Annotated in this window: 14 protein-coding genes, 1 tRNA gene and 2 pseudogenes; 10 read left to right on the top strand and 7 right to left on the bottom strand. The window is 55.2% G+C overall.

The genetic code is table 11. The features are described from left to right. Positions 1-129: 129 nt before the first annotated feature. Positions 130-830, bottom strand: a pseudogene (locus ACUTSU_RS11015) (tyrosine-type recombinase/integrase). A 199-nt stretch (positions 831-1029) separates the two neighbouring features. Further along, positions 1030-1114 (bottom strand) — tRNA-Leu (locus tag ACUTSU_RS11010). Between the two features lie 436 nt (positions 1115-1550). Between ACUTSU_RS11010 and ACUTSU_RS11005 the strand changes: the two genes are divergently transcribed. Genes ACUTSU_RS11005 through ACUTSU_RS10995 form a run of 3 tightly spaced genes read left to right on the top strand, consistent with a single transcriptional unit; the run spans position 1551 to position 4714 of the window. Next, positions 1551-2318, top strand: coding sequence for a DeoR/GlpR family DNA-binding transcription regulator (locus ACUTSU_RS11005; protein ID WP_445651228.1), 768 nt, complete (start codon positions 1551-1553; stop codon positions 2316-2318). A 42-nt stretch (positions 2319-2360) separates the two neighbouring features. Then, positions 2361-3326, top strand: a complete 966-nt coding sequence (gene denD / locus ACUTSU_RS11000; RefSeq protein ID WP_445654154.1) for a D-erythronate dehydrogenase — start codon at positions 2361-2363, stop codon at positions 3324-3326. Positions 3327-3328: 2 nt separating this feature from the next. Next, on the top strand, positions 3329-4714 hold the full coding sequence (locus ACUTSU_RS10995) for a GntP family permease (RefSeq protein WP_445654153.1): 1386 nt from the start codon (positions 3329-3331) through the stop codon (positions 4712-4714). A gap of 66 nt (positions 4715-4780) precedes the next feature. On the opposite strand, the gene lptG is transcribed toward ACUTSU_RS10995, so the two are convergent. Together lptG and lptF are read right to left on the bottom strand one after the other, a co-directional pair. Beyond that, positions 4781-5851 (bottom strand): LPS export ABC transporter permease LptG, encoded by a 1071-nt coding sequence (gene lptG / locus ACUTSU_RS10990; RefSeq protein WP_445654152.1) that lies wholly within the window; start codon positions 5849-5851, stop codon positions 4781-4783. Next, positions 5851-6945, bottom strand: a complete 1095-nt coding sequence (gene lptF / locus ACUTSU_RS10985) for an LPS export ABC transporter permease LptF (RefSeq protein ID WP_445651225.1) — start codon at positions 6943-6945, stop codon at positions 5851-5853. The genes lptG and lptF overlap by 1 nt, the downstream gene beginning before the upstream one ends. Before the next feature lie 280 nt (positions 6946-7225). Between lptF and pepA the strand changes: the two genes are divergently transcribed. The 4 genes from pepA to ACUTSU_RS10965 all read left to right on the top strand — a co-directional run bounded on the left by pepA (position 7226) and on the right by ACUTSU_RS10965 (position 13237). Further along, entirely contained in the window at positions 7226-8737 is a 1512-nt protein-coding gene (pepA, locus tag ACUTSU_RS10980; RefSeq protein ID WP_445651224.1) for a leucyl aminopeptidase, read from the top strand. A gap of 210 nt (positions 8738-8947) precedes the next feature. Beyond that, positions 8948-9397 (top strand): DNA polymerase III subunit chi, encoded by a 450-nt coding sequence (locus ACUTSU_RS10975; RefSeq protein ID WP_445654151.1) that lies wholly within the window; start codon positions 8948-8950, stop codon positions 9395-9397. A gap of 13 nt (positions 9398-9410) precedes the next feature. After that, positions 9411-12287, top strand: coding sequence for a valine--tRNA ligase (locus ACUTSU_RS10970; protein WP_445654150.1), 2877 nt, complete (start codon positions 9411-9413; stop codon positions 12285-12287). 446 nt (positions 12288-12733) lie between these two features. Next, complete coding sequence (locus ACUTSU_RS10965; protein WP_445651221.1) at positions 12734-13237, top strand: GNAT family N-acetyltransferase; 504 nt, start codon at positions 12734-12736, stop codon at positions 13235-13237. 47 nt (positions 13238-13284) lie between these two features. On the opposite strand, the gene ACUTSU_RS10960 is transcribed toward ACUTSU_RS10965, so the two are convergent. Next, a complete protein-coding gene (locus ACUTSU_RS10960) occupies positions 13285-14289 on the bottom strand; it encodes an acyltransferase family protein (RefSeq protein WP_445654149.1) in 1005 nt (334 codons plus the stop codon). A gap of 351 nt (positions 14290-14640) precedes the next feature. On the opposite strand from ACUTSU_RS10960, the gene ACUTSU_RS10955 reads away from it, so the two are divergent. Continuing rightward, the gene (locus ACUTSU_RS10955; RefSeq protein ID WP_445651219.1) at positions 14641-16248 is read left to right on the top strand and encodes a GMC family oxidoreductase; all 1608 of its coding nucleotides are present in this window, start codon (positions 14641-14643) and stop codon (positions 16246-16248) included. A 23-nt stretch (positions 16249-16271) separates the two neighbouring features. Here the strand turns inward: ACUTSU_RS10955 and miaE are convergent, their stop codons facing one another. Beyond that, positions 16272-17036, bottom strand: a complete 765-nt coding sequence (gene miaE / locus ACUTSU_RS10950; RefSeq protein ID WP_445651218.1) for a tRNA isopentenyl-2-thiomethyl-A-37 hydroxylase MiaE — start codon at positions 17034-17036, stop codon at positions 16272-16274. A gap of 43 nt (positions 17037-17079) precedes the next feature. Continuing rightward, a complete protein-coding gene (gene rraB, locus ACUTSU_RS10945; protein WP_135314920.1) occupies positions 17080-17508 on the bottom strand; it encodes a ribonuclease E inhibitor RraB in 429 nt (142 codons plus the stop codon). A 163-nt stretch (positions 17509-17671) separates the two neighbouring features. Here rraB and argF point away from each other — a divergent pair, with 163 nt between their 5' ends. Together argF and ACUTSU_RS10935 are read left to right on the top strand one after the other, a co-directional pair. Continuing rightward, positions 17672-18691 carry an ornithine carbamoyltransferase gene (argF, locus tag ACUTSU_RS10940; protein WP_445651217.1) on the top strand — a complete coding sequence of 340 codons (1020 nt, stop codon included), beginning with the start codon at positions 17672-17674 and terminating at the stop codon, positions 18689-18691. A gap of 137 nt (positions 18692-18828) precedes the next feature. Then, a pseudogene (locus ACUTSU_RS10935) lies at positions 18829-19284 on the top strand (ABC transporter substrate-binding protein); the annotation flags it as partial. Positions 19285-19342: the final 58 nt, after the last annotated feature.

The raw sequence follows: 19342 nt of genomic DNA, 5'->3' as shown, positions 1-19342 counted from the left end.
TATTATATATGGTCGCAATAGCATTCATTAAAAATATAACGCCACCTAAAAATTAGGTAGCGTTATATTTTATAATTTATGTCATAACCTAAAAGAGATATTTATATTTATCTATGCTATTATTGGTTTTTAAATAACTATCAACTTCCCAAAATCAAACGGACTAACCCCCTTCTCCCGATTAGCATCCAGATAATCAGCCCACCATTGCACCATCAGCCTCCGCTCTCCTAAGTGCTCGGCCTTATGAATATAAGCCGCACGCACAGAGTTACGTTCCTGGTGACTCATCTGCCGCTCTACCGCATCCTTCGACCACAATCCCGACTCAATCAATGAACTACAAGCCATTGTTCTAAAACCGTGGCCACAAACTTCCACCTTCGTGTCGTAGCCCATTACTCGTAGTGATTTATTAACCGTGTTCTCACTCATCGGCTTACGTGGATCATGGTCACCAACGAAAATCAGCTCACGGTTTCCACTCATGCTTTTGATCTTTTCCAGAATGGCGAGAGCTTGCTGCGATAAAGGAACAAGATGAGGAGTACGCATCTTTGATCCTCGATGTGAATGCTTCACACCTTCAAGCGGATCACGTTAGCTAACAGCTTACGAGCTTCGTCCCGGCGTGCCCTGGCATCAACCAACGATATTTCAGGGTACTTCCCCAGCGCCAGCATCTTCTCTTTACCACCGAAGCGATAACGTAGCCGCCAGTATTTGGAGCCGTTAGGATGAACCAGCAACACCATTCCTTCACCGTCAGTAAGTTTATAAGCTTTTGCTTCAGGCTTAGCCGAACGAACCTTCACATCACTCAGAGCCATAATGAGTATCCTTTCAAGGGTCCTGTGTGGGTACAAACATAATCGTACCGGGATATACCCGCAGTTGTACCCGCATCAGTAAGTTGATGTAGATTGAATCAGGTTGACTTAGGTTGAGTGAAAAAGCGGGGCAAAACCTTGCGGGGACTGGATTTTAGACATAAAAAAAGACGTCCGTAGACGTCTATTTACATACTAATGGTGCCGAAGGCCGGACTCGAACCGGCACGTATCTCTACGGTTGATTTTGAATCAACTGCGTCTACCGATTTCGCCACTTCGGCACTGCAAGTAGTATGCGGAAAACGGGTGCATTATACCTTTCAGCGATCCACGTGCAACACTTATCCGCGGTTCAATGAGTTAAGTGCTGAAAAAAGCGCCGATGGGCCATATTGAGCCATTATCTGCTACCGTCGCACAATCACTTCCCTTCAGTACCCTTGCACCCGCAGTTGTCACACACCACTCACAATCCCTTCCACTCGTAACATTATTTATCACAAGATTGTGTTCCTTCACCCTATCGCAAAGATAATAAATAACACATTGAAAAAATTCACTTTAAAAGCCTAAATGATGTCCTTTAACCATCATTGCATCTGTGACAACTATCGTTTCTTTGTGAATTCAGATGGTTAAAAATTCAGCTCAATAACAAAAAATAACAACGCCTGTGCTGTGGTGCCCTGCCACTGTCAGCCCGGCAGAGGAGTACTGATGATCCCTTCCGAACGCCGTGATTTTATCTATCGCCACGTGCATGAATACCAACTGGCGGCTATCCCCGCGCTGGCCGAGCTGATGAGTGTCTCGCATATGACAGTGCGCCGGGATATCCGCGTGCTGGAGGAACAGGGCAAAGTGGTCAGCGTCAGTGGCGGTGTACGTCTGAGCGACACACTGCGCCAAGAGCTGGCCTATAGCGAGAAGGCTCGGCTGCACCACCGTCACAAATGCGAGATAGGCAAATACGCAGCATCTCTGGTGGAAGATGGGCAGGTGGTGTATCTGGATGCCGGTACTACCACCTTCGAAATCGCCCGCAACCTGGCAGAGCGTTTCAACCTGACCATCGTCACCAACGATTTCTCCATCATCCAGCACCTGATGAATAAGCCGCAGCTGAACCTGTTTCACACCGGTGGTCAGGTCGACCAACGCAACTACTCTTGCGTCGGCAACAGCGCCGCCATGCTGCTGCACACGCTGAATATCGACATCGCCTTTATCAGCAGCAGCTCCTGGGATCTGGCACACGGCGTATCGACGCCGCACGAGGAAAAAGTGTTGGTCAAACAAGCGTTGCTGGAGGTTGCCCGCCGTCGGGTGTTGGTCTCCGATAGCAGCAAGTTCGGCAAATACGGCATGTTCCGCGTCTGCCCGCTGGAGGCACTCGACGATATCCTCTGCGATGCCGCGTTGCCGCCAGCCGTGCAGCAACAGCTCAGGGAACGTGGGCTACATCTACACAGCATCACCCTCTAATAACAGCTAACAACCCCCCCTACAGGACAAAAGGATCACAACATGAAGATAATTATTACCGGCGGCGCGGGCTTTTTGGGCCAGCGGCTGGCCAAGGCGTTATTGCAAAACGAGAGTCCTCTTACCGTCAGTCAGTTGGTGCTGGCCGACATCCACCTGCCGCAAGCACCGGGCAATGACCCACGAGTGCGTTGCTTGGCGATCGATCTTACCGATCCGCAGGCAGCAAATAGCCTGATCGACAGCGGCTGTTCGGTGCTGTTTCACCTGGCGGCAATCGTCAGCAGCCACGCAGAGAATGATTTTGATCTCGGCATGCAGGTTAACTTCGATGCCACCCGCCACCTGCTGGAGGCTGCGCGCCAACATGCACCTGCGCTACGATTGATCTTCAGCAGTTCATTGGCGGTGTTCGGCGGTGAATTACCCCCAGTGGTAGATGATGGCTGTGCAGTCGCACCACAGTCCTCCTACGGCGCACAAAAGGCGATGTGTGAGCTACTGGTCAACGACTATACACGCAAGGGCTTTGTCGACGGCCGGGTGCTGCGCCTGCCGACCATCAGCGTGCGTCCGGGCAAACCGAATCAGGCCGCCTCGTCCTTCGCCAGCGGCATCATCCGCGAACCCCTGCAAGGGGAAACCGCCGTCTGTCCTGTCTCGCCGGAACTGCCACTGTGGCTCTCCAGCCCCGGGACGGTTGTGCGCAATCTCATCCACGCAGCTACCCTGCCCCTGAGCGCATTTGGCACAACGCACACCCTCAATCTACCCGGCATCAGCATCAAGGTGCAGCACATGTTAGATGCACTGCGCGAAGTGGCCGGTGAACAGGTCAGCGCCCGCGTTCGCTTTGAGAAAGACGAGCGCATCAACCGCATTGTCGCCGGTTGGCCCAGCAATTTTGATACGCAGCGCGCACTTGCTCTCGGCTTTAGCACCAATGAATCCTTCCAGCAGGTGATCCGTGCCTTTATCCGTAACGACATGTCGCAAGGAGAGGGTTGATTATGGCGCTCTATACTCCAATCATCGGGCTGGTGGTGGCCGTGTTTGTGCTGATTTTTCTGGTGCTACGTACCCGGGTGCATGCGCTGTTGGCGATGCTGATCGCCGCCTCTATCGCCGGTATCAGCGGCGGTCTGGGCGCGCTGCAAACGGTAGAAGCCATCAGTAAAGGTTTCGGCTCTACGCTCGGCAGTATCGGCATTGTCATTGGTTTGGGGGTGATGATGGGCCGGGTGTTGGAAGTGTCCGGCGCCGCAGAGCAGATCGCCTACAGCTTTATCAAGTGGCTGGGCAAACGGCGCGAGGAATGGGCGCTTGCCATCACCGGCTATATCGTCAGTATCCCGATCTTTGTCGACTCCGCTTTTGTGATCCTCTACCCGTTGGTGAAAGCGCTGGCAAAGAAAGGTAAACGTAACGTGCTGACGCTCGGTGTGGCATTGGCCGGGGGCTTAATCATCACTCACCATGCAGTGCCGCCAACGCCAGGTCCGCTCGGGGTAGCGGGCATTTTCGGGGTGGATATTGGGGCGATGATGCTGGCTGGGCTGGTGCTGGCGATCCCTTGCGTGATCGGCGTGGTGTTCTATGCCCGTTGGTTGGGTAAGCGCTACCCCGATTTTCAGCCGGCGGGGTTTGATGACGAACCGCAAGATTTACAGGCTGCGCACCAGCGTTATCTGGCGGAAAAAGAAGGTAAGTCGTTGCCGGGGCTGGGCTTATCGCTACTGCCGATTGTCGCGCCGATAGTGCTGATTTTCATCAATGCGTTGAACAACATGCTGGCAAAAACCGACGGGCTGAGCTGGCTGCCTGACAGCCTCTGGGGGCAAATGTTCGCCTTCCTCGGCGCGCCGATGATTGCACTGGCGATCAGCACACTGCTGGCGGTGTACACACTAATGCCGAAGGTTGACAAAAACACCACGCTGGAAAGGTTGGAGGAAGGGCTACAAACCGCAGGCATCATTCTGCTTGTGACCGGTGCCGGCGGTGCATTAGGGGCGGTGCTGCGCGAAAGCGGCGCAGGTACCCAGTTGGCCCAACACGTCGCTAATCTGCCGATCTCGCCGGTGCTGATCCCATTTGTGATCGCCACGCTGGTGCGGGTGATCCAGGGGTCTGGCACTGTAGCAATGATCACCGCCGCGTCCATCTCCGCCCCCATAATCAGCCAATTGCCAGGTATCAATATGCTGGCAGCCGCGCAGGCTGCCACACTGGGAGCGCTGTTCTTCAGTTATTTCAACGACAGCATGTTCTGGGTCGTTAACCGTATGATGGGGATCACCGATGTCCGTCAGCAGATGATGGTGTGGTCGGTACCTACCACGATTGCCTGGGCCATCAGCCTATGCGGCGTGGTGGTGCTGGACTGGGTGTTATAACCGCCAGAAACAGCAAGGGCGCAGTCATCGCTGGCTGCACCCTTCTCAATCAACGCTCTCGTTCCGCTACTTGCGTTTTAGCAGCATATACACGCTGATCAACAAGAACAGTATGCTTGGCAGCAACGCGCCCAGTACCGGCGGCATGTTGTACACCAAACTCAACGGGCCGAATATCTGGTCCAATACATAGAACAGGAAGCCGAAGCTGATACCGGTCACCACGCGTACGCCCATCGGTACGCTGCGCAGCGGCCCGAAGATGAACGACAGTGCCATCAGCATCATCACCGCAACGGAAAGCGGCGAGAATACCTTGCTCCACATGTTCAGCTGATAGCGATTGGCTTCCTGGCCGCTCTGTTTCAGGTACTTCACATAGTTGTGCAAGCCACTGATGGAGAGTGAGGTTGGGTCCAGCGCGACCACACCCAGCTTGTCCGGGGTCAGGTTGGTTTTCCATTCGCCTGTCAGGGTTTGGGTGCCGGTGACCTGCTTTTCGTTGGTCAGGTCAGAGGTATCCACCTGCGAAAGCTTCCATACGCCGTCTTCAAAACTGGCGCTGGCGGCATAACGCACCGTCTCCAGCCTGCGCTGGTCGTTGAAGTGGTAGATATTCACGCCGGAAAGCTCTTTCTCGCCCGCAACACGTTCGATGTAGATAAAGTCAGTACCGTCTTTCGCCCACAGGCCGTTCTTGGTGGAAAGCAGCGAGCCACCGTACATCTGCTGTGCACGGTAGTTGCGCGCCATCTGGTCGCCCTGCGGTGCTACCCACTCGCCAATCGCCATGGTCAACAGCACCAGCGGAATGGCGGTTTTCATCACCGATCCGGCGATCTGCATGCGGGTAAAACCAGACGCCTGCATCACCACCAGTTCACTGCGTGTCGCCAGTTGCCCCAGCCCGAGCAGTGCGCCCAGCAAGGCCGCCATCGGGAAGAAGATCTCGATGTCCTTCGGCACGCTCAGCAGGGTAAACATCCCGGCGCCCAGTGCCGTATAGTCACCCTGGCCCACTTTGCGCAACTGGTCGACGAACTTGATGATGCCGGAAAGCGACACCAGCATGAACAACGTCATGATGATGGTGTTGAAAATCGTCTTACCGATATATCGGTCTAAAACACCAAACATCAGGCCGCTCCTCTCAGGCGTGCGCGCAGCTTACGCATCGGCACGGTATCCCACAGGTTCAGCGCCAGCGCGAGCGCAAAGTACAGGGCGTTGACCAGCCAAAGCCACAGCATCGGGTCCAACTTGCCTTTACCGGCGTTAGAACGCAGCGAGGTCTGCAGCAGGAAGAATATCAAATACAGCAGGATAGCCGGCAGCATGCTCAGCACGCGGCCCTGTCGTGGGTTCACCACGCTGAGCGGCACGACCAGCAAGGCCATCAGCACCACAGACACAACCAGCGTCAGGCGCCAGTGGAACTCGGCAAGTGCGTCCGGATCGTCAGACTCCAGCAGCGTCTTCATCGACATCTGCTCGGCCTGATTACCGTCCACGGCGACCGCACGGTGGCCGACCACCGCCTTGTAGTCGTTGAAGTCGGTAATACGGAAGTCACGCAGCATCGCAGTGCCTTCAAAGCGAGTGCCTTTATCCAGCGTCACCACCTGCGATCCATCCTTCAATTGGTTGATCTGGCCGTGTTCGGCCACCACCACGGATGGGCGTTGGTTGCCGTTCGGCCGCAGTTGCGCCAGAAACACATTGTTGAAGGTGCTGCCCTTAACGTTGCCGATAAACAGCACCGCGTTGCCGTCTTGCGAGGTCTTGAACTGCCCTTCTGCCAGCCCGGCAATGCTTGGGTTGGCTTTGGCCTCGGAAACCACCACGTCCTGATAGCGCGAGGCCCAGGGCCCGACCCAGAACACGTTGGCCGCCGCAATAACGGAGGTGAAAAGTGCCAATACCATGGCCGCGATGATCAGGGTGCGTTTACCCAGCCCGCAGGCATGCATCACGGTGATTTCGCTGTCGGTATACAGCCGCCCAAGCGTCATCAATAAGCCAAGAAACAGGCTTAACGGCAGGATTAGCTGCGCCATCTTCGGCACACCCAATGCGAGCAAAGAAAGAACTAAATTTGTCGGGACATCGCCGTCCACCGCATCACCTAACACCCTGACTAAGTTCTGACAAAAGAAGATCAGAAGCAGGATGAACAGGATAGCGATTTGGCTCTTTAGCGTTTCCCGTACCAGATATCTTATGATGATCACGCTTATTACGCCTGTGAAAACTTGTCTTTTTGCAGGAAAATCGATAGTTTCATCGCTAATCCGCCATTTATTCTCATCATATGGCAACAGACACAGCTAAAATAGTATTACAACATCTAGCATTTGGGTGTCCTATAGGAACTTGCTTATAGTCGCCAAAACAGAGCAATTTACGCCGTTCAGGTTAACATAGTTAGTTAACTCGATGGCCGGAGATCGTTACGGAGTGCGTCATTCTAGCCGTAGCGTCCGCCTTTGTCTTTAAGATTCAGGAGAGTGCATGGAGTTCAGTGTAAAAAGCGGTAGCCCGGAAAAACAGCGCAGTGCCTGTATTGTAGTCGGCGTTTTCGAACCGCGCCGCTTGTCCCCTATCGCAGAACAACTCGACAAAATCAGTGATGGTTATATCAGCGCTTTGCTGCGCCGTGGCGAACTGGAAGGTAAAGTCGGGCAGACGTTACTGCTGCACCATGTACCTAACATTCTCTCCGAACGCATCCTGTTAATTGGCTGTGGCAAAGAGCGCGAGCTCGATGAACGCCAATACAAACAGGTGATTCAAAAAACCATCAATACCCTTAACGATACCGGCTCCATGGAAGCGGTCTGCTTCCTGACTGAGCTGCACGTGAAAGGCCGTAACACTTACTGGAAGGTGCGTCAGGCGGTAGAAACCGCTAAAGAAACGCTTTACACCTTCGATCAGCTGAAAAGCAACAAAGTGGAGCCGCGTCGTCCACTGCGTAAAATGGTGTTCAACGTGCCGACCCGTCGTGAACTCACCAGCGGTGAACGTGCGATCCAGCACGGTCTGGCGGTGTCTTCAGGCATTAAAGCCGCGAAAGATCTTGGCAATATGCCGCCGAACATCTGTAACGCCGGTTATCTGGCTTCGCAGGCTCGTCAACTGGCGGACGCTTTCAGCACCAACATCACCACCCGCGTCATCGGCGAACAACAGATGAAAGAGTTGGGGATGAACGCCTATCTGGCGGTTGGTGCAGGTTCGCGCAACGAGTCATTGATGTCGGTGATGGAATATAAGGGCAATCCGAACCCAGATGCTAAGCCGATCGTGCTCGTGGGTAAAGGGTTGACCTTCGATGCTGGCGGCATCTCGATCAAACCTGCCGATGGCATGGACGAGATGAAGTACGACATGTGTGGTGCAGCCACCGTGTACGGCGTGATGCGTGTGGTGGCAGAACTCAACCTGCCGCTGAACGTGATCGGCGTGCTGGCCGGTTGTGAAAACATGCCGGGCGGCAGCGCTTATCGTCCGGGCGACGTGCTGACCACCATGTCCGGTCAGACCGTCGAGGTGCTGAACACCGACGCCGAAGGCCGCCTGGTGCTATGCGACACCCTGACCTACGTCGAGCGTTTCGATCCAGAGCTGGTGATTGACGTTGCCACCCTGACCGGTGCCTGCGTGATCGCGTTGGGCCACCACATCACGGGCCTGATGTCGAACCACAACCCGCTGGCGCACGAACTGATCGGCGCGTCCGAACAGGCCGGCGACCGCGCGTGGCGCTTGCCGATGTCCGACGAGTACTACGAGCAGCTGGACTCCAACTTTGCCGATATGGCGAACATTGGTGGCCGTCCAGGTGGTGCTATCACCGCAGCCTGCTTCCTGTCGCGCTTTACCCGCAAGTACAGCTGGGCGCACCTGGATATCGCCGGCACCGCCTGGCGTTCCGGCAAGGCCAAAGGCGCAACCGGTCGCCCGGTCGCGCTGCTGGCGCAGTTCCTGCTCAACCGTGCAGGCCTGAACGGCGACGATTAAATCTGAGCGGTAATTCAGGTATAATCCCTCAAGGGTACAGCATGCTGTACCCTTGTATTTTTAGTAATGGTGCGCAATTTTATAAACCCGATAGCTTTCGAGTTGCAGCAAGGCGGCAACCGAGAGAATCCCCAGGAGCTTACACCGGTAAGTGACTGGGGTGAGGGAGGGCAGCCAACACAGCTGCAGCTTGAAAGATGAAGGGGTTATATGAAGCAGGCAACGTTCTATCTTATCGAACACGCGGAACCGGCAGGTGCGCTCAGCGCGCATGAGGCCGTGGCCTGCGCCGTTGCTGCCAACAGCTTCCGTTCCGGCAAACGGGTGTTGATCGCCTGCGAAAGCCAGGAACAGGCCCAACGGCTGGACGAAGCGCTATGGCAGCGCGATCCGCACCAGTTCGTGCCACACAACCTGGCCGGTGAAGGCCCGCATTATGGCGCCCCGGTTGAACTGTGCTGGCCCGGCAAACGCGGCAACGCCCCGCGTGACCTGCTGATTGCCCTGCTGCCGCAGTTTGCAGATTTTGCTACTGCTTTCCATGAAGTGGTAGACTTCGTCCCATACGAAGACACCTTAAAACAGTTGGCGCGCGACCGATATAAAGCTTATCGCAGCGTCGGCTTCCATCTGACCACGGCCACGCCGCCAACTCACTGAACAACGATATAAAATGGAAAAGACAAACAGTCACCTCGATACCGCCTACGACCCGAAAGAGATCGAACAGAAGCTGTACGATCACTGGGAAAACCAGGGTTACTTCAAGCCAAATGGTGATACCAGCCAGGAAAGCTTCTGCATCATGATCCCGCCGCCGAACGTCACCGGCAGCCTGCACATGGGCCACGCCTTCCAGCAGACCATCATGGACACCATGATCCGTTACCAGCGCATGCAGGGCAAAAACACCCTGTGGCAAGCCGGTACCGATCATGCCGGTATCGCCACCCAGATGGTGGTTGAGCGCAAGATCGCCGCAGAAGAAAACAAAACCCGCCATGACTATGGCCGCGATGCGTTCATCGACAAAATCTGGCAATGGAAGGCCGAATCCGGCGGCACCATCACCCGTCAGATGCGCCGTCTGGGCAACTCCGTGGACTGGGAGCGCGAGCGCTTCACCATGGATGAAGGCCTGTCCAACGCGGTACGCGAAGTGTTTGTTCGTCTGCACAAAGAAGATCTGATCTACCGTGGCAAGCGTCTGGTGAACTGGGATCCGAAACTGCGCACCGCCATCTCCGATCTGGAAGTGGAAAACCGCGAATCCAAAGGCTCCATGTGGCACCTGCGCTATCCGCTGGCCGACGGTGCCAAAACCGCCGAGGGCAAAGATTACCTGGTGGTCGCCACCACCCGTCCGGAAACCGTGCTCGGTGATACCGGCGTAGCGGTAAACCCGGAAGACCCGCGCTACAAAGATTTGATCGGCAAAGAAGTTATTCTGCCGCTGGTTGGCCGCCGTATCCGCATCGTCGGTGATGAACACGCCGATATGGAAAAAGGCACCGGCTGCGTGAAAATCACCCCGGCGCACGACTTTAACGACTACGAAGTCGGTAAACGTCACGGCCTGACGATGATCAACATCCTGACTTTCGACGGCGATATCCGTCAGGAAGCGGAAGTGTTCAACACCCTGGGCGAAATCTGCACCGACTACTGCAACGAGATCCCGGCCCAGTTCCGTGGTCTGGAGCGCTTCGCGGCGCGTAAAGCGGTCGTCGCCGCCTTTGAAGAATTGGGCCTGCTGGAAGAAATCAAGCCACACGACCTGACGGTGCCTTACGGCGACCGCGGCGGCGTGGTGATCGAACCTATGCTAACCGACCAATGGTACGTGCGTACCGCTCCGCTGGCGAAAGTCGCGGTGGAAGCGGTTGAGCAAGGCGAGATCCAGTTCGTGCCGAAGCAGTACGAAAACATGTACTTCAGCTGGATGCGCGACATTCAGGACTGGTGTATCTCGCGTCAGCTGTGGTGGGGTCACCGTATCCCGGCTTGGTACGACGTGAACGGCAAAGTCTATGTTGGCCGCAGCGAAGAAGAAGTGCGTAGCGAGAATAACCTGGGCCCTGACGTGGTGCTGAACCAGGACGAAGACGTGCTGGACACTTGGTTCTCTTCCGGCCTGTGGACCTTCTCCACCCTGGGCTGGCCAGAGCAAACCGACGCGCTGAAAACCTTCCACCCGACCAGCGTGATGGTCAGCGGTTTCGACATCATCTTCTTCTGGATTGCGCGCATGATCATGCTGACCATGCACTTTATGAAAGATGAAAACGGTAAGCCACAGGTTCCGTTCAAGACTGTCTACATGACCGGCCTGATCCGCGATGACGAAGGGCAGAAAATGTCCAAGTCGAAGGGTAACGTGATCGACCCGCTGGACATGGTTGACGGCATCTCGCTGGAAGACCTGCTGGAAAAACGCACCGGCAACATGATGCAGCCACAGCTGGCGGAAAAAATCCGCAAGCGCACCGAAAAGCAGTTCCCGAACGGTATCGAACCGCACGGTACCGACGCTCTGCGCTTCACCCTGGCGGCTCTGGCTTCCACCGGCCGTGACATTAACTGGGACATGAAGCGTCTGGAAGGCTACCGCAACTTCTGTAACAAGCTGTGGAACGCCAGCCGCTTTGTGTTGATGAACGCAGAAGGCCAGGACTGTGGCTTTAACGGCGGCGAGAAAGTGCTGTCGCTGGCGGACCGCTGGATCCTGGCTGAATTCAACCGTACGGTGAAGGCATACCGCGAAGCGCTGGACACCTACCGCTTCGATCTGGCGGCCAACATTCTGTACGAGTTCACCTGGAACCAGTTCTGTGACTGGTATCTGGAGCTGACCAAGCCGGTCGTGACTAACGGCAGCGAAGCGGAACAGCGCGGCACCCGCCATACGCTGATCACCGTGCTGGAAGCCCTGCTGCGCCTGGCGCACCCGGTGATCCCGTTCATTACCGAAACCATCTGGCAGCGCGTGAAAACCCTGACCGGCGAAACCGCAGACACTATCATGCTGCAGCCGTTCCCAGAGTACGACGCCGCGCTGGAAGATACGCAAGCGCTGAACGATCTCGAGTGGATCAAGCAGGCGATCACCGCGGTGCGTAACATTCGTGCCGAGATGAACATCGCCCCGAGCAAACTGCTGGAAGTGCTGCTGCGCAACTGCAATGCAGACGCAGAGCGCCGCGTGCAGGAGAACCAGAGCTTTATTCAGCGTCTGGCACGTCTGGAGTCGATCACCCTGCTGCCTGCCGGTGACAAAGGCCCGTTATCTGTCACCAAACTGGTGGACGGTGCCGAGCTGCTGATCCCTATGGCCGGCTTTATCGATAAGGACGCCGAGATCGCGCGTCTGTCGAAAGAGATGAGCAAGCTGGATGCAGAAATCGCTTCGATCGAAGGCAAGTTGTCTAACGAAGGCTTTGTGGCGCGTGCGCCAGAAGCCGTAGTCGCCAAAGAGCGCGAACGTCTGACTGCCTGCAAAGAAGGCAAAGTGAAGCTGCAGGAACAGCAGGCAACCATCGCCGCGCTGTAATCTGTCGGTTCACTGCAACAGCTGAAAACAGCGGGGATTTCCCCGCTGTTTTAGGTTGCTGACAAAGCAGGAAAAAGCGTGGTTTTTCCTGCTTTGTGGTGAGCAGCCGAAAATCAATAAATTGATTTTCCTGATTTTTATTTATCGGCCTCTACTCGCTCTGGGTAGAAATGAGGTTTGTCATCAGTCTGAAACAGCGGGGATTTCCCCGCTGTTTTTTTATCGCCGTTGCATCTGGCCCGCTTAAGATGTTATTACAAAGGCTACCCTATAGCTTTCAAGTTGCAGCTAGGTGAGCGAGTGCAGGTAACAACGCTGCAACTTGAAAGATGACGGGTATATTAATGCTGCATGGACGCCGCCGGGATAAAACTCCGGCGCGTTTTTGTCTGCAACAAAAATGAAATTTCGGAACCACTAAGGTTCTTTTTATGGCGAGTGTAAACATGACAACAGCAACCCCAGTACGTCTTCTGGTGCGCCCAATAACGGCTGACGATAATGCCGCTATTGCCAATGTCATTCGCGAAGTCTCTGCCGAACACGGTTTGACGGCGGACAAAGGCTATACCGTTTCCGACCCCAATCTGGACGTCTTGTATCAGCTCTACAGCCTGCCTCGCAGCGCTTATTGGGTGATAGAAGTCGACGGCCAGATTGCCGGGGGTGGCGGTGTTGCGCCGCTGCAGGGCGGTGACGTGGATATTTGCGAATTGCAGAAAATGTATTTCCTGCCAATTTTACGTGGCCAGGGCTTGGCAAAACGCCTGGCGCTGCAGGCACTGGAGTTCGCCCGTCAACAGGGTTTCCGCTGTTGTTATTTAGAAACCACCGCCAGTCTGACCCAGGCTATCGGCCTGTATGAGCATTTGGGCTTTGAGCATATCGACCAGCCGATGGGCACCACCGGCCACGTCGACTGCGAAGTCACCATGCTGAAGACACTGTAATCTTGCTACTGCGCCCGCGGTAATAGCGGGCGCAGCATGCAGCGTCCCTACTGGGATCGCACCCTCTCCGTCACCCCGCCCTTGATAGCCAACTCAATCTGGCTCAGCACCAGGCTGGTCAGGTAGGATACGGCAATTAACAATAGTAGGATCAGCAGCGTATAGCGTGGCGCAAAGATCAGCTTCTGGGTGAAGTAATAGCAATAGAAGCTGTGGGTCAGCCACATGTACATCGAATGCCTGCCCAACTCGCCCACCACCCGGTTCACCCAACTGCCCAGGCCATCTGCCGTATTCATCAGCGCAATAATAAACAGCGGCGTCACCAGCAGCAGCCCAGGATTATGGGCGACGATAAATACCGCCACCGTCACCATCAGCAAGATCAGCGGATGGGTACGGCTCAGGACCGCAATCAGTTTCACCAGCCACAAGCTCGGCGCCATTTTCTGGCTACGGCCAAACACCATACCGAAGCCAAACGGCAGCAACCAGGTGCAATATTCGATCAACACCTCGGGTGCCCAGTCAACATACTGCAGCCCCTTGCCGCACAGCGCCGCCAGAAACAGCAGCCCCAGCAACGGGCCAATATTCAGCCGCGATAACAACGGCAAAGAAAGCACATACAACACGTAGAGTTTAAAGAACCACCACTCGCTGTTATAAGTGGATTTTATGCCCATCAGGTTTTCGAAAAACAGCGACGGCGACAGAGAATATCTTTCGCCCGGAAAGAAAATGATGCCAATTGGCACAAAGATAAACAGCACTATCCAATAGCTGATATATAAGTTCTTCAGCTTGCCCCAGATATATTTAAACGTAACTTCTTTTTTTAGCGAGAACCCGTAGCCGGATAAAAACAGGAACATCGACACGCAAATCTTGCCGAACAGGCCAACAAACATCTCAATATCGACACTGTTAACAATATGATAAATCGGGATATCCGGGCTAATACGGCTTGGGTAGGCAAACAGGTGGTGGATTAACATCAGAATGATGGCAATCCCTTTTAAATAATTAGATTTATTAATCGAAATTTCCATATTTCTTAATATCTTATCCGATAATAGATTGGCGCATCATATAGCAGCATTTTTGCTCTGACACTCTCTTTCCTGCTCGGATAAGTCTCATAATTAATATTCCTTTAAGAAACAATGCGCCCTTTGTTTATATCACGCATTTTTTCCCTTCAGCCTGTACCCGCAGAAATATTACGAAAAATAATTAACATGGTTACGTTATTTTTTATCCATAAAAATCATTAACATGATAGAAAATAAAAATATTTTTTGTGATATTTATTAACAAATTAATGATTACAAATTGACCCGCCGCCCGCTTGCGCTACTCTGCCAACATCGGCTCATGCCGCAATCGCACAGGGAGCAGTCATGTCGGAAAACGCTTTTGATTACATCATTGTCGGTGCCGGTTCTGCCGGCTGTGTACTGGCGGCGCAGTTGATCCGCCGCACCCAGGCGCGGGTACTGCTGCTGGAAGCCGGCGGCGACGACAATAACCTGTTCATCAAGATGCCGGCCGGCGTGGCGAAGATCATCGCCAAAAAAAGCTGGCCGTATGAAACCGAGCCGGAGCCGCATGCCAATAATCGCCGCATGCAGATAGCCCAGGGCAAGGTGTTGGGCGGCAGCAGCTCGGTCAACGGCATGATCTATATTCGCGGCCAGCGACAGGATTACGACGAGTGGGCCGAACGCTATGGCTGCGTCGGCTGGGGCTATCAGGACGTACTGCCCTACTTCAAACGCGCCGAGGCCAACGAAAGCCTGTCGGATAGCTATCATGGTGGCGAGGGGTTGCTGCCGGTCAGCGAGAACCGCTACCGTCACCCGCTCAGCATGGCGTTCATCCGCGCCGGTCAGGAGCTTGATCTGCCCTATCGCAACGATTTCAACGGCGACAGCCAGCACGGCGTCGGTTTCTACCAAACCACCACCCACAACGGCGAACGCGCCAGCACCGCACGCACTTATCTGAAAGCCGTACGAAATGAACAACGGCTGGTGGTGAAACTGAATGCGCTGGTACACCGGGTGGTATTCGACAACAACGTCGCTACTGGCGTGGTGTATAGCCAAAGCGGCGGTGCCGAGGTCACGGCCCATGCAGCCCAGGAAGTGATCCTCAGCGCCGGCGCGGTAGGATCGCCGAAAATCCTGATGCTGTCCGGCATCGGGCCACGCGAACACCTGCAACAGTTGGGTATCGAACCGCTGGCGGATCTGCCGGTCGGCAAGAACTTTCACGATCACCTGCATATGTCGATCAACGTCAGTACCCACGAGCCGATCAGTTTGTACGGTGCCGATCGCGGCCTGCAGGCGCTACGCCACGGCAGCCAATGGCTGGCGTTTCGCAGCGGCGTATTGAGCTCCAACGTGCTGGAAGGGGCCGCCTTCACCGACAGCCTGGGCGACGGCCGGCCGGACGTGCAGATCCACTTCCTGCCGATGCTCGACAGCTGGGACGAGGTGCCCGGTGAACCGCTGCCCAATATCCACGGCTTCACGCTCAAGGTTGGCTATCTGCAACCCAAGGCGCGCGGTGAAGTGCTGCTCCGCAGCCGCGATCCCAAAAATCCGGTGAAGCTGCACGCCAACTATCTGGGTCATCCGGAAGATCTGGCCGGCAGCGTACGCGCGGTGAAGTTCGGCCTGCGTTTTCTACAAACCGCCGCCCTCAAACCGCTCATCAAAGATCTGCTGATGCCACAGCCGGAGTGGCTGAATGACGAAGCGCAACTGGAGGAGTTCGTGCGTAACTTCTGCAAAACGGTGTATCACCCGGTGGGCAGTTGCCGCATGGGCCAATCCCCGCAGGACTCGGTGACGGATTTACAACTACGGGTACACGGATTTGAACGGTTGCGGGTGATCGACTGCTCGGTGATGCCACAGGTGCCCAGTGGCAATACCAATGCGCCGACCATCATGCTGGCGGAAAAAGCGGTGGATTTGCTGCTGGGCGCGCCGGAATAAAATTATCCACAGGCGCACGGCAATCAGGCGATGGCAGGCACGCCGCTGTGGAAGCGGAATTCGCTGTCCGGGGTTTGGATCAGCGCCGCTTCTATGCGGCCAAAGTGGGCCACCCGCTCGCTGATATCGCCACCGGCTATCTGTTCGGCCAATGTCAGGTAGTCCTGGTAATGACGCGCCTCGGAGCGCAGCAACGAAACGTAAAAGCGGTTTAGTTCGTCGTCCAGGTGCGGTGCCAGGCGGGCGAAACGTTCGCAGGAACGTGCTTCGATATAAGCGCCGCAAATCAGTTTATCAATCAGCGTGGCTGGATCGTGGGTGCGGATCTCACGGATCATACCTTTGGCATAGCGACTGGCAGTGATTTTCTTATACGGGATCTGCCGTGCCAGCATGATCTCCAGCACCTGCGAAAAATGATGCAGTTCTTCTTTGATCAGCAGCACCATTCTGTCCGCCAGATCCTGGCCGTAGGCCGAGCCATTTTTTGGCAGGATCTTGCGGGTGAAATTGTTCTGCTGGAACAGCGCTTCCGGCAGGCCCTGCGCTTCATGCAAAAATGCCTCGTAGGGCCTGAGTAACGCCAGCAGCGCGTCACCGCTCTCCTTGTCAGCCACGTAGCGGCGGATCAGCCACATGCCGGTCTGTGCGGCTTTTAGCTCGCAAACCATATGGTCAGTCAGCAACAGCGGCAGGTTTTCCGGGCGGCGCGCAGCGTCAATCCAGGCGTCTGGGGTTTCACAGTGCAGGAAGTTTAAAATCGGGGCTAGCAGGGATTGGTATTTCATGTGTTCTTATCAGGGGCCAACGGATGTTGGCCCACAGAGTTAATTAATGGCGTTTACCGTCGTCGTCTTCGTCGATGAAGTCACCTTCTTCTTCATCATCGTCACCTTCTTCACCGTTCGGATCTTCGAAGTAGGTGCCCCAGCCGTCGTAGTTAACGCCGCAACGTGCCGCCAGCGCCACCAGTTGCTCGACCTGAGCGTCGATCACTTCGGCGTTCAGACCCACTTCGCTGATCACGTCACAACACATCACCAGGCTACCGTCTTCCACTTCCAGCTCTTCGGCGTCAGTCACTTCAAAGCCTAACTTGAAGGCTTCGACAGCGGCTTTCTCCAGCACTTCAAACTTTTCGGCAGAGAGATGGTGTTCGATGGTGTAGAGCGCCTCTGGATCGCTGCCGTCTTCCAGCAGTTCTTCGATGATCAGGCGGGTCTCTTCACGTTGTTCGTCTAGCTGTTCGCTGTTTGCCATGCCTATATCCTCAAGTCAAATGGCCTGTATTGCGCCTATTTTCACATACCGTCGGCATTGCTTCCACGATAAACGTGAAAGATTTCCACTGCGGGGTTGAATTTGAATATTCATACATATAAAGTGAATTTAAATTCAATTTGAGAGGTAAGGATATACGCCTATGAGTAGCATAAACCCGTTCTACAAACGTCACTTCCTGAGGTTAATGGATTTCACCCCGGCACAACTGCAGGCGCTGCTGAAACTGTCGGCCGATTTGAAGCAGGCCAAGAAGCAAGGCAAGGAAGTACGCCACCTGCAGGGCAAAAACATCGCGCTCATCTTCGAAAAAGACTCGACCCGTACCCGATGCTCTTTCGAAGTTGCCGCTTTCGATCAGGGTGCTCAGGTCACCTATCTCGGCCCGAGCGGTAGCCAGATTGGCCACAAGGAATCGATGAAAGACACCGCCCGCGTGCTGGGCCGGATGTATGACGGTATTCAGTACCGCGGTTACGGCCAGCATCTGGTGGAAACCCTGGCCCAGCATGCCGGCGTGCCGGTGTGGAACGGGCTGACCAATGAGTTCCACCCAACCCAATTGCTGGCTGACTTGCTCACGGTGCAGGAACAACTGCCGGGCAAGCCGCTGAGCGAGGTGAAGTTCGCCTACCTCGGCGATACCCGCAACAATATGGGCAACACTCTGCTGGAAGCCGCCGCACTGGCGGGGATGGATTTGCGTCTGGTGGCTCCGAAGGCCTGCTGGCCGCAGCCGGAGCTGGTGGCAGAGTGTCAGGCATTAGCCAAACAGACCGGGGCCAAGATCACCCTGACCGAGGATATTGCCGAAGGGGTGAATGACGCGGACTTCCTGTACACCGACGTATGGGTGTCGATGGGCGAACCGAAAGAAACCTGGCAGGAGCGGATCGCGCTGCTGAAACCCTATCAGGTCAATATGGCGATGGTGAAACTGACAGGTAACCCGAACGTCAAATTCCTGCATTGCCTGCCGGCATTTCACGACGACCAAACCACCCTCGGCAAACAGATGGCGGAACAATACGGACTGCACGGCGGCATGGAAGTTACCGATGAAGTGTTCGAGTCCGCGCACAGCGTGGTGTTCGATCAGGCGGAAAACCGTCTGCACACCATCAAGGCGGTGATGGTCGCCACCCTGAGCGAAACATTTTAATCTGCATTGCCGGGGCGCAGTGATCCAGCATGCTGCGTCCCCCCGCCTTTTCCGTCTAATATATTTTAAGCATATCAAAGAGCCGATTGGCCTTTGTCAGCCGCCGACAAAGACTCTACCGTGGCATTCTGGCGGCGAAAACGCCGTTTATCACCATCGCCCAGGCGTTGCAGGCCAGCTTTGCCGAGGGCGGTGTGAAACTGGAACTGCTGCCGGCCACCGGTAGTCAGGTCTATTCACAGGTGCGCTCCCGCCAGCATCAGGCCGCTATCCGTTTGTGGATCCCGGACTATTTCGACGCCCACTCCAATGCCAGCGCCTTCGCCTATAACGACGGCAAGACCAGCACGGTCGCAGGCCTCAACGGCTGGCAGATCCCACAGTTGAACCAGCAAACGCTGGCGGCGGTGGCCGAAGCCGATCCCGCCAAGCGCACCGCGCTGTACACTACCATGCAGCAAGAACTGCAACGCAACTCGCCGTATGTGTTTATCAGTCAGGCAAAAACCGAAGTGGTGCTGCGCGATAACGTCAAAAGCTATCAACAGGGTCTGAATGCCGACATGGTCTATTACGATCGCGTCAGCAAATAAGGAGCAGCAAAGGAAGCGCCTTTAAGCGCGGGGATATGAAGAGGCGGCCAATGCCGCC

Source organism: Serratia sp. NA_13, assembly GCF_052691735.1.
This window is presented reverse-complemented; position numbering and strand designations above follow the sequence as displayed.

Excerpts from the sequence above, each read along its gene's own strand:
- ACUTSU_RS10960 (WP_445654149.1), bottom strand. The coding sequence starts at position 14,289 with ATGGAAATTTCGATTAATAAATCTAATTATTTAAAAGGGATTGCCATC.
- ACUTSU_RS10975 (WP_445654151.1), top strand. The coding sequence starts at position 8,948 with ATGAAGCAGGCAACGTTCTATCTTATCGAACACGCGGAACCGGCAGGT.
- ACUTSU_RS10995 (WP_445654153.1), top strand. The coding sequence starts at position 3,329 with ATGGCGCTCTATACTCCAATCATCGGGCTGGTGGTGGCCGTGTTTGTG.
- denD (WP_445654154.1), top strand. The coding sequence starts at position 2,361 with ATGAAGATAATTATTACCGGCGGCGCGGGCTTTTTGGGCCAGCGGCTG.
- lptG (WP_445654152.1), bottom strand. The coding sequence starts at position 5,851 with ATGTTTGGTGTTTTAGACCGATATATCGGTAAGACGATTTTCAACACC.
- ACUTSU_RS10955 (WP_445651219.1), top strand. The coding sequence starts at position 14,641 with ATGTCGGAAAACGCTTTTGATTACATCATTGTCGGTGCCGGTTCTGCC.
- ACUTSU_RS10970 (WP_445654150.1), top strand. The coding sequence starts at position 9,411 with ATGGAAAAGACAAACAGTCACCTCGATACCGCCTACGACCCGAAAGAG.
- miaE (WP_445651218.1), bottom strand. The coding sequence starts at position 17,036 with ATGAAATACCAATCCCTGCTAGCCCCGATTTTAAACTTCCTGCACTGT.
- ACUTSU_RS10965 (WP_445651221.1), top strand. The coding sequence starts at position 12,734 with ATGACAACAGCAACCCCAGTACGTCTTCTGGTGCGCCCAATAACGGCT.
- ACUTSU_RS11005 (WP_445651228.1), top strand. The coding sequence starts at position 1,551 with ATGATCCCTTCCGAACGCCGTGATTTTATCTATCGCCACGTGCATGAA.
- argF (WP_445651217.1), top strand. The coding sequence starts at position 17,672 with ATGAGTAGCATAAACCCGTTCTACAAACGTCACTTCCTGAGGTTAATG.
- pepA (WP_445651224.1), top strand. The coding sequence starts at position 7,226 with ATGGAGTTCAGTGTAAAAAGCGGTAGCCCGGAAAAACAGCGCAGTGCC.
- rraB (WP_135314920.1), bottom strand. The coding sequence starts at position 17,508 with ATGGCAAACAGCGAACAGCTAGACGAACAACGTGAAGAGACCCGCCTG.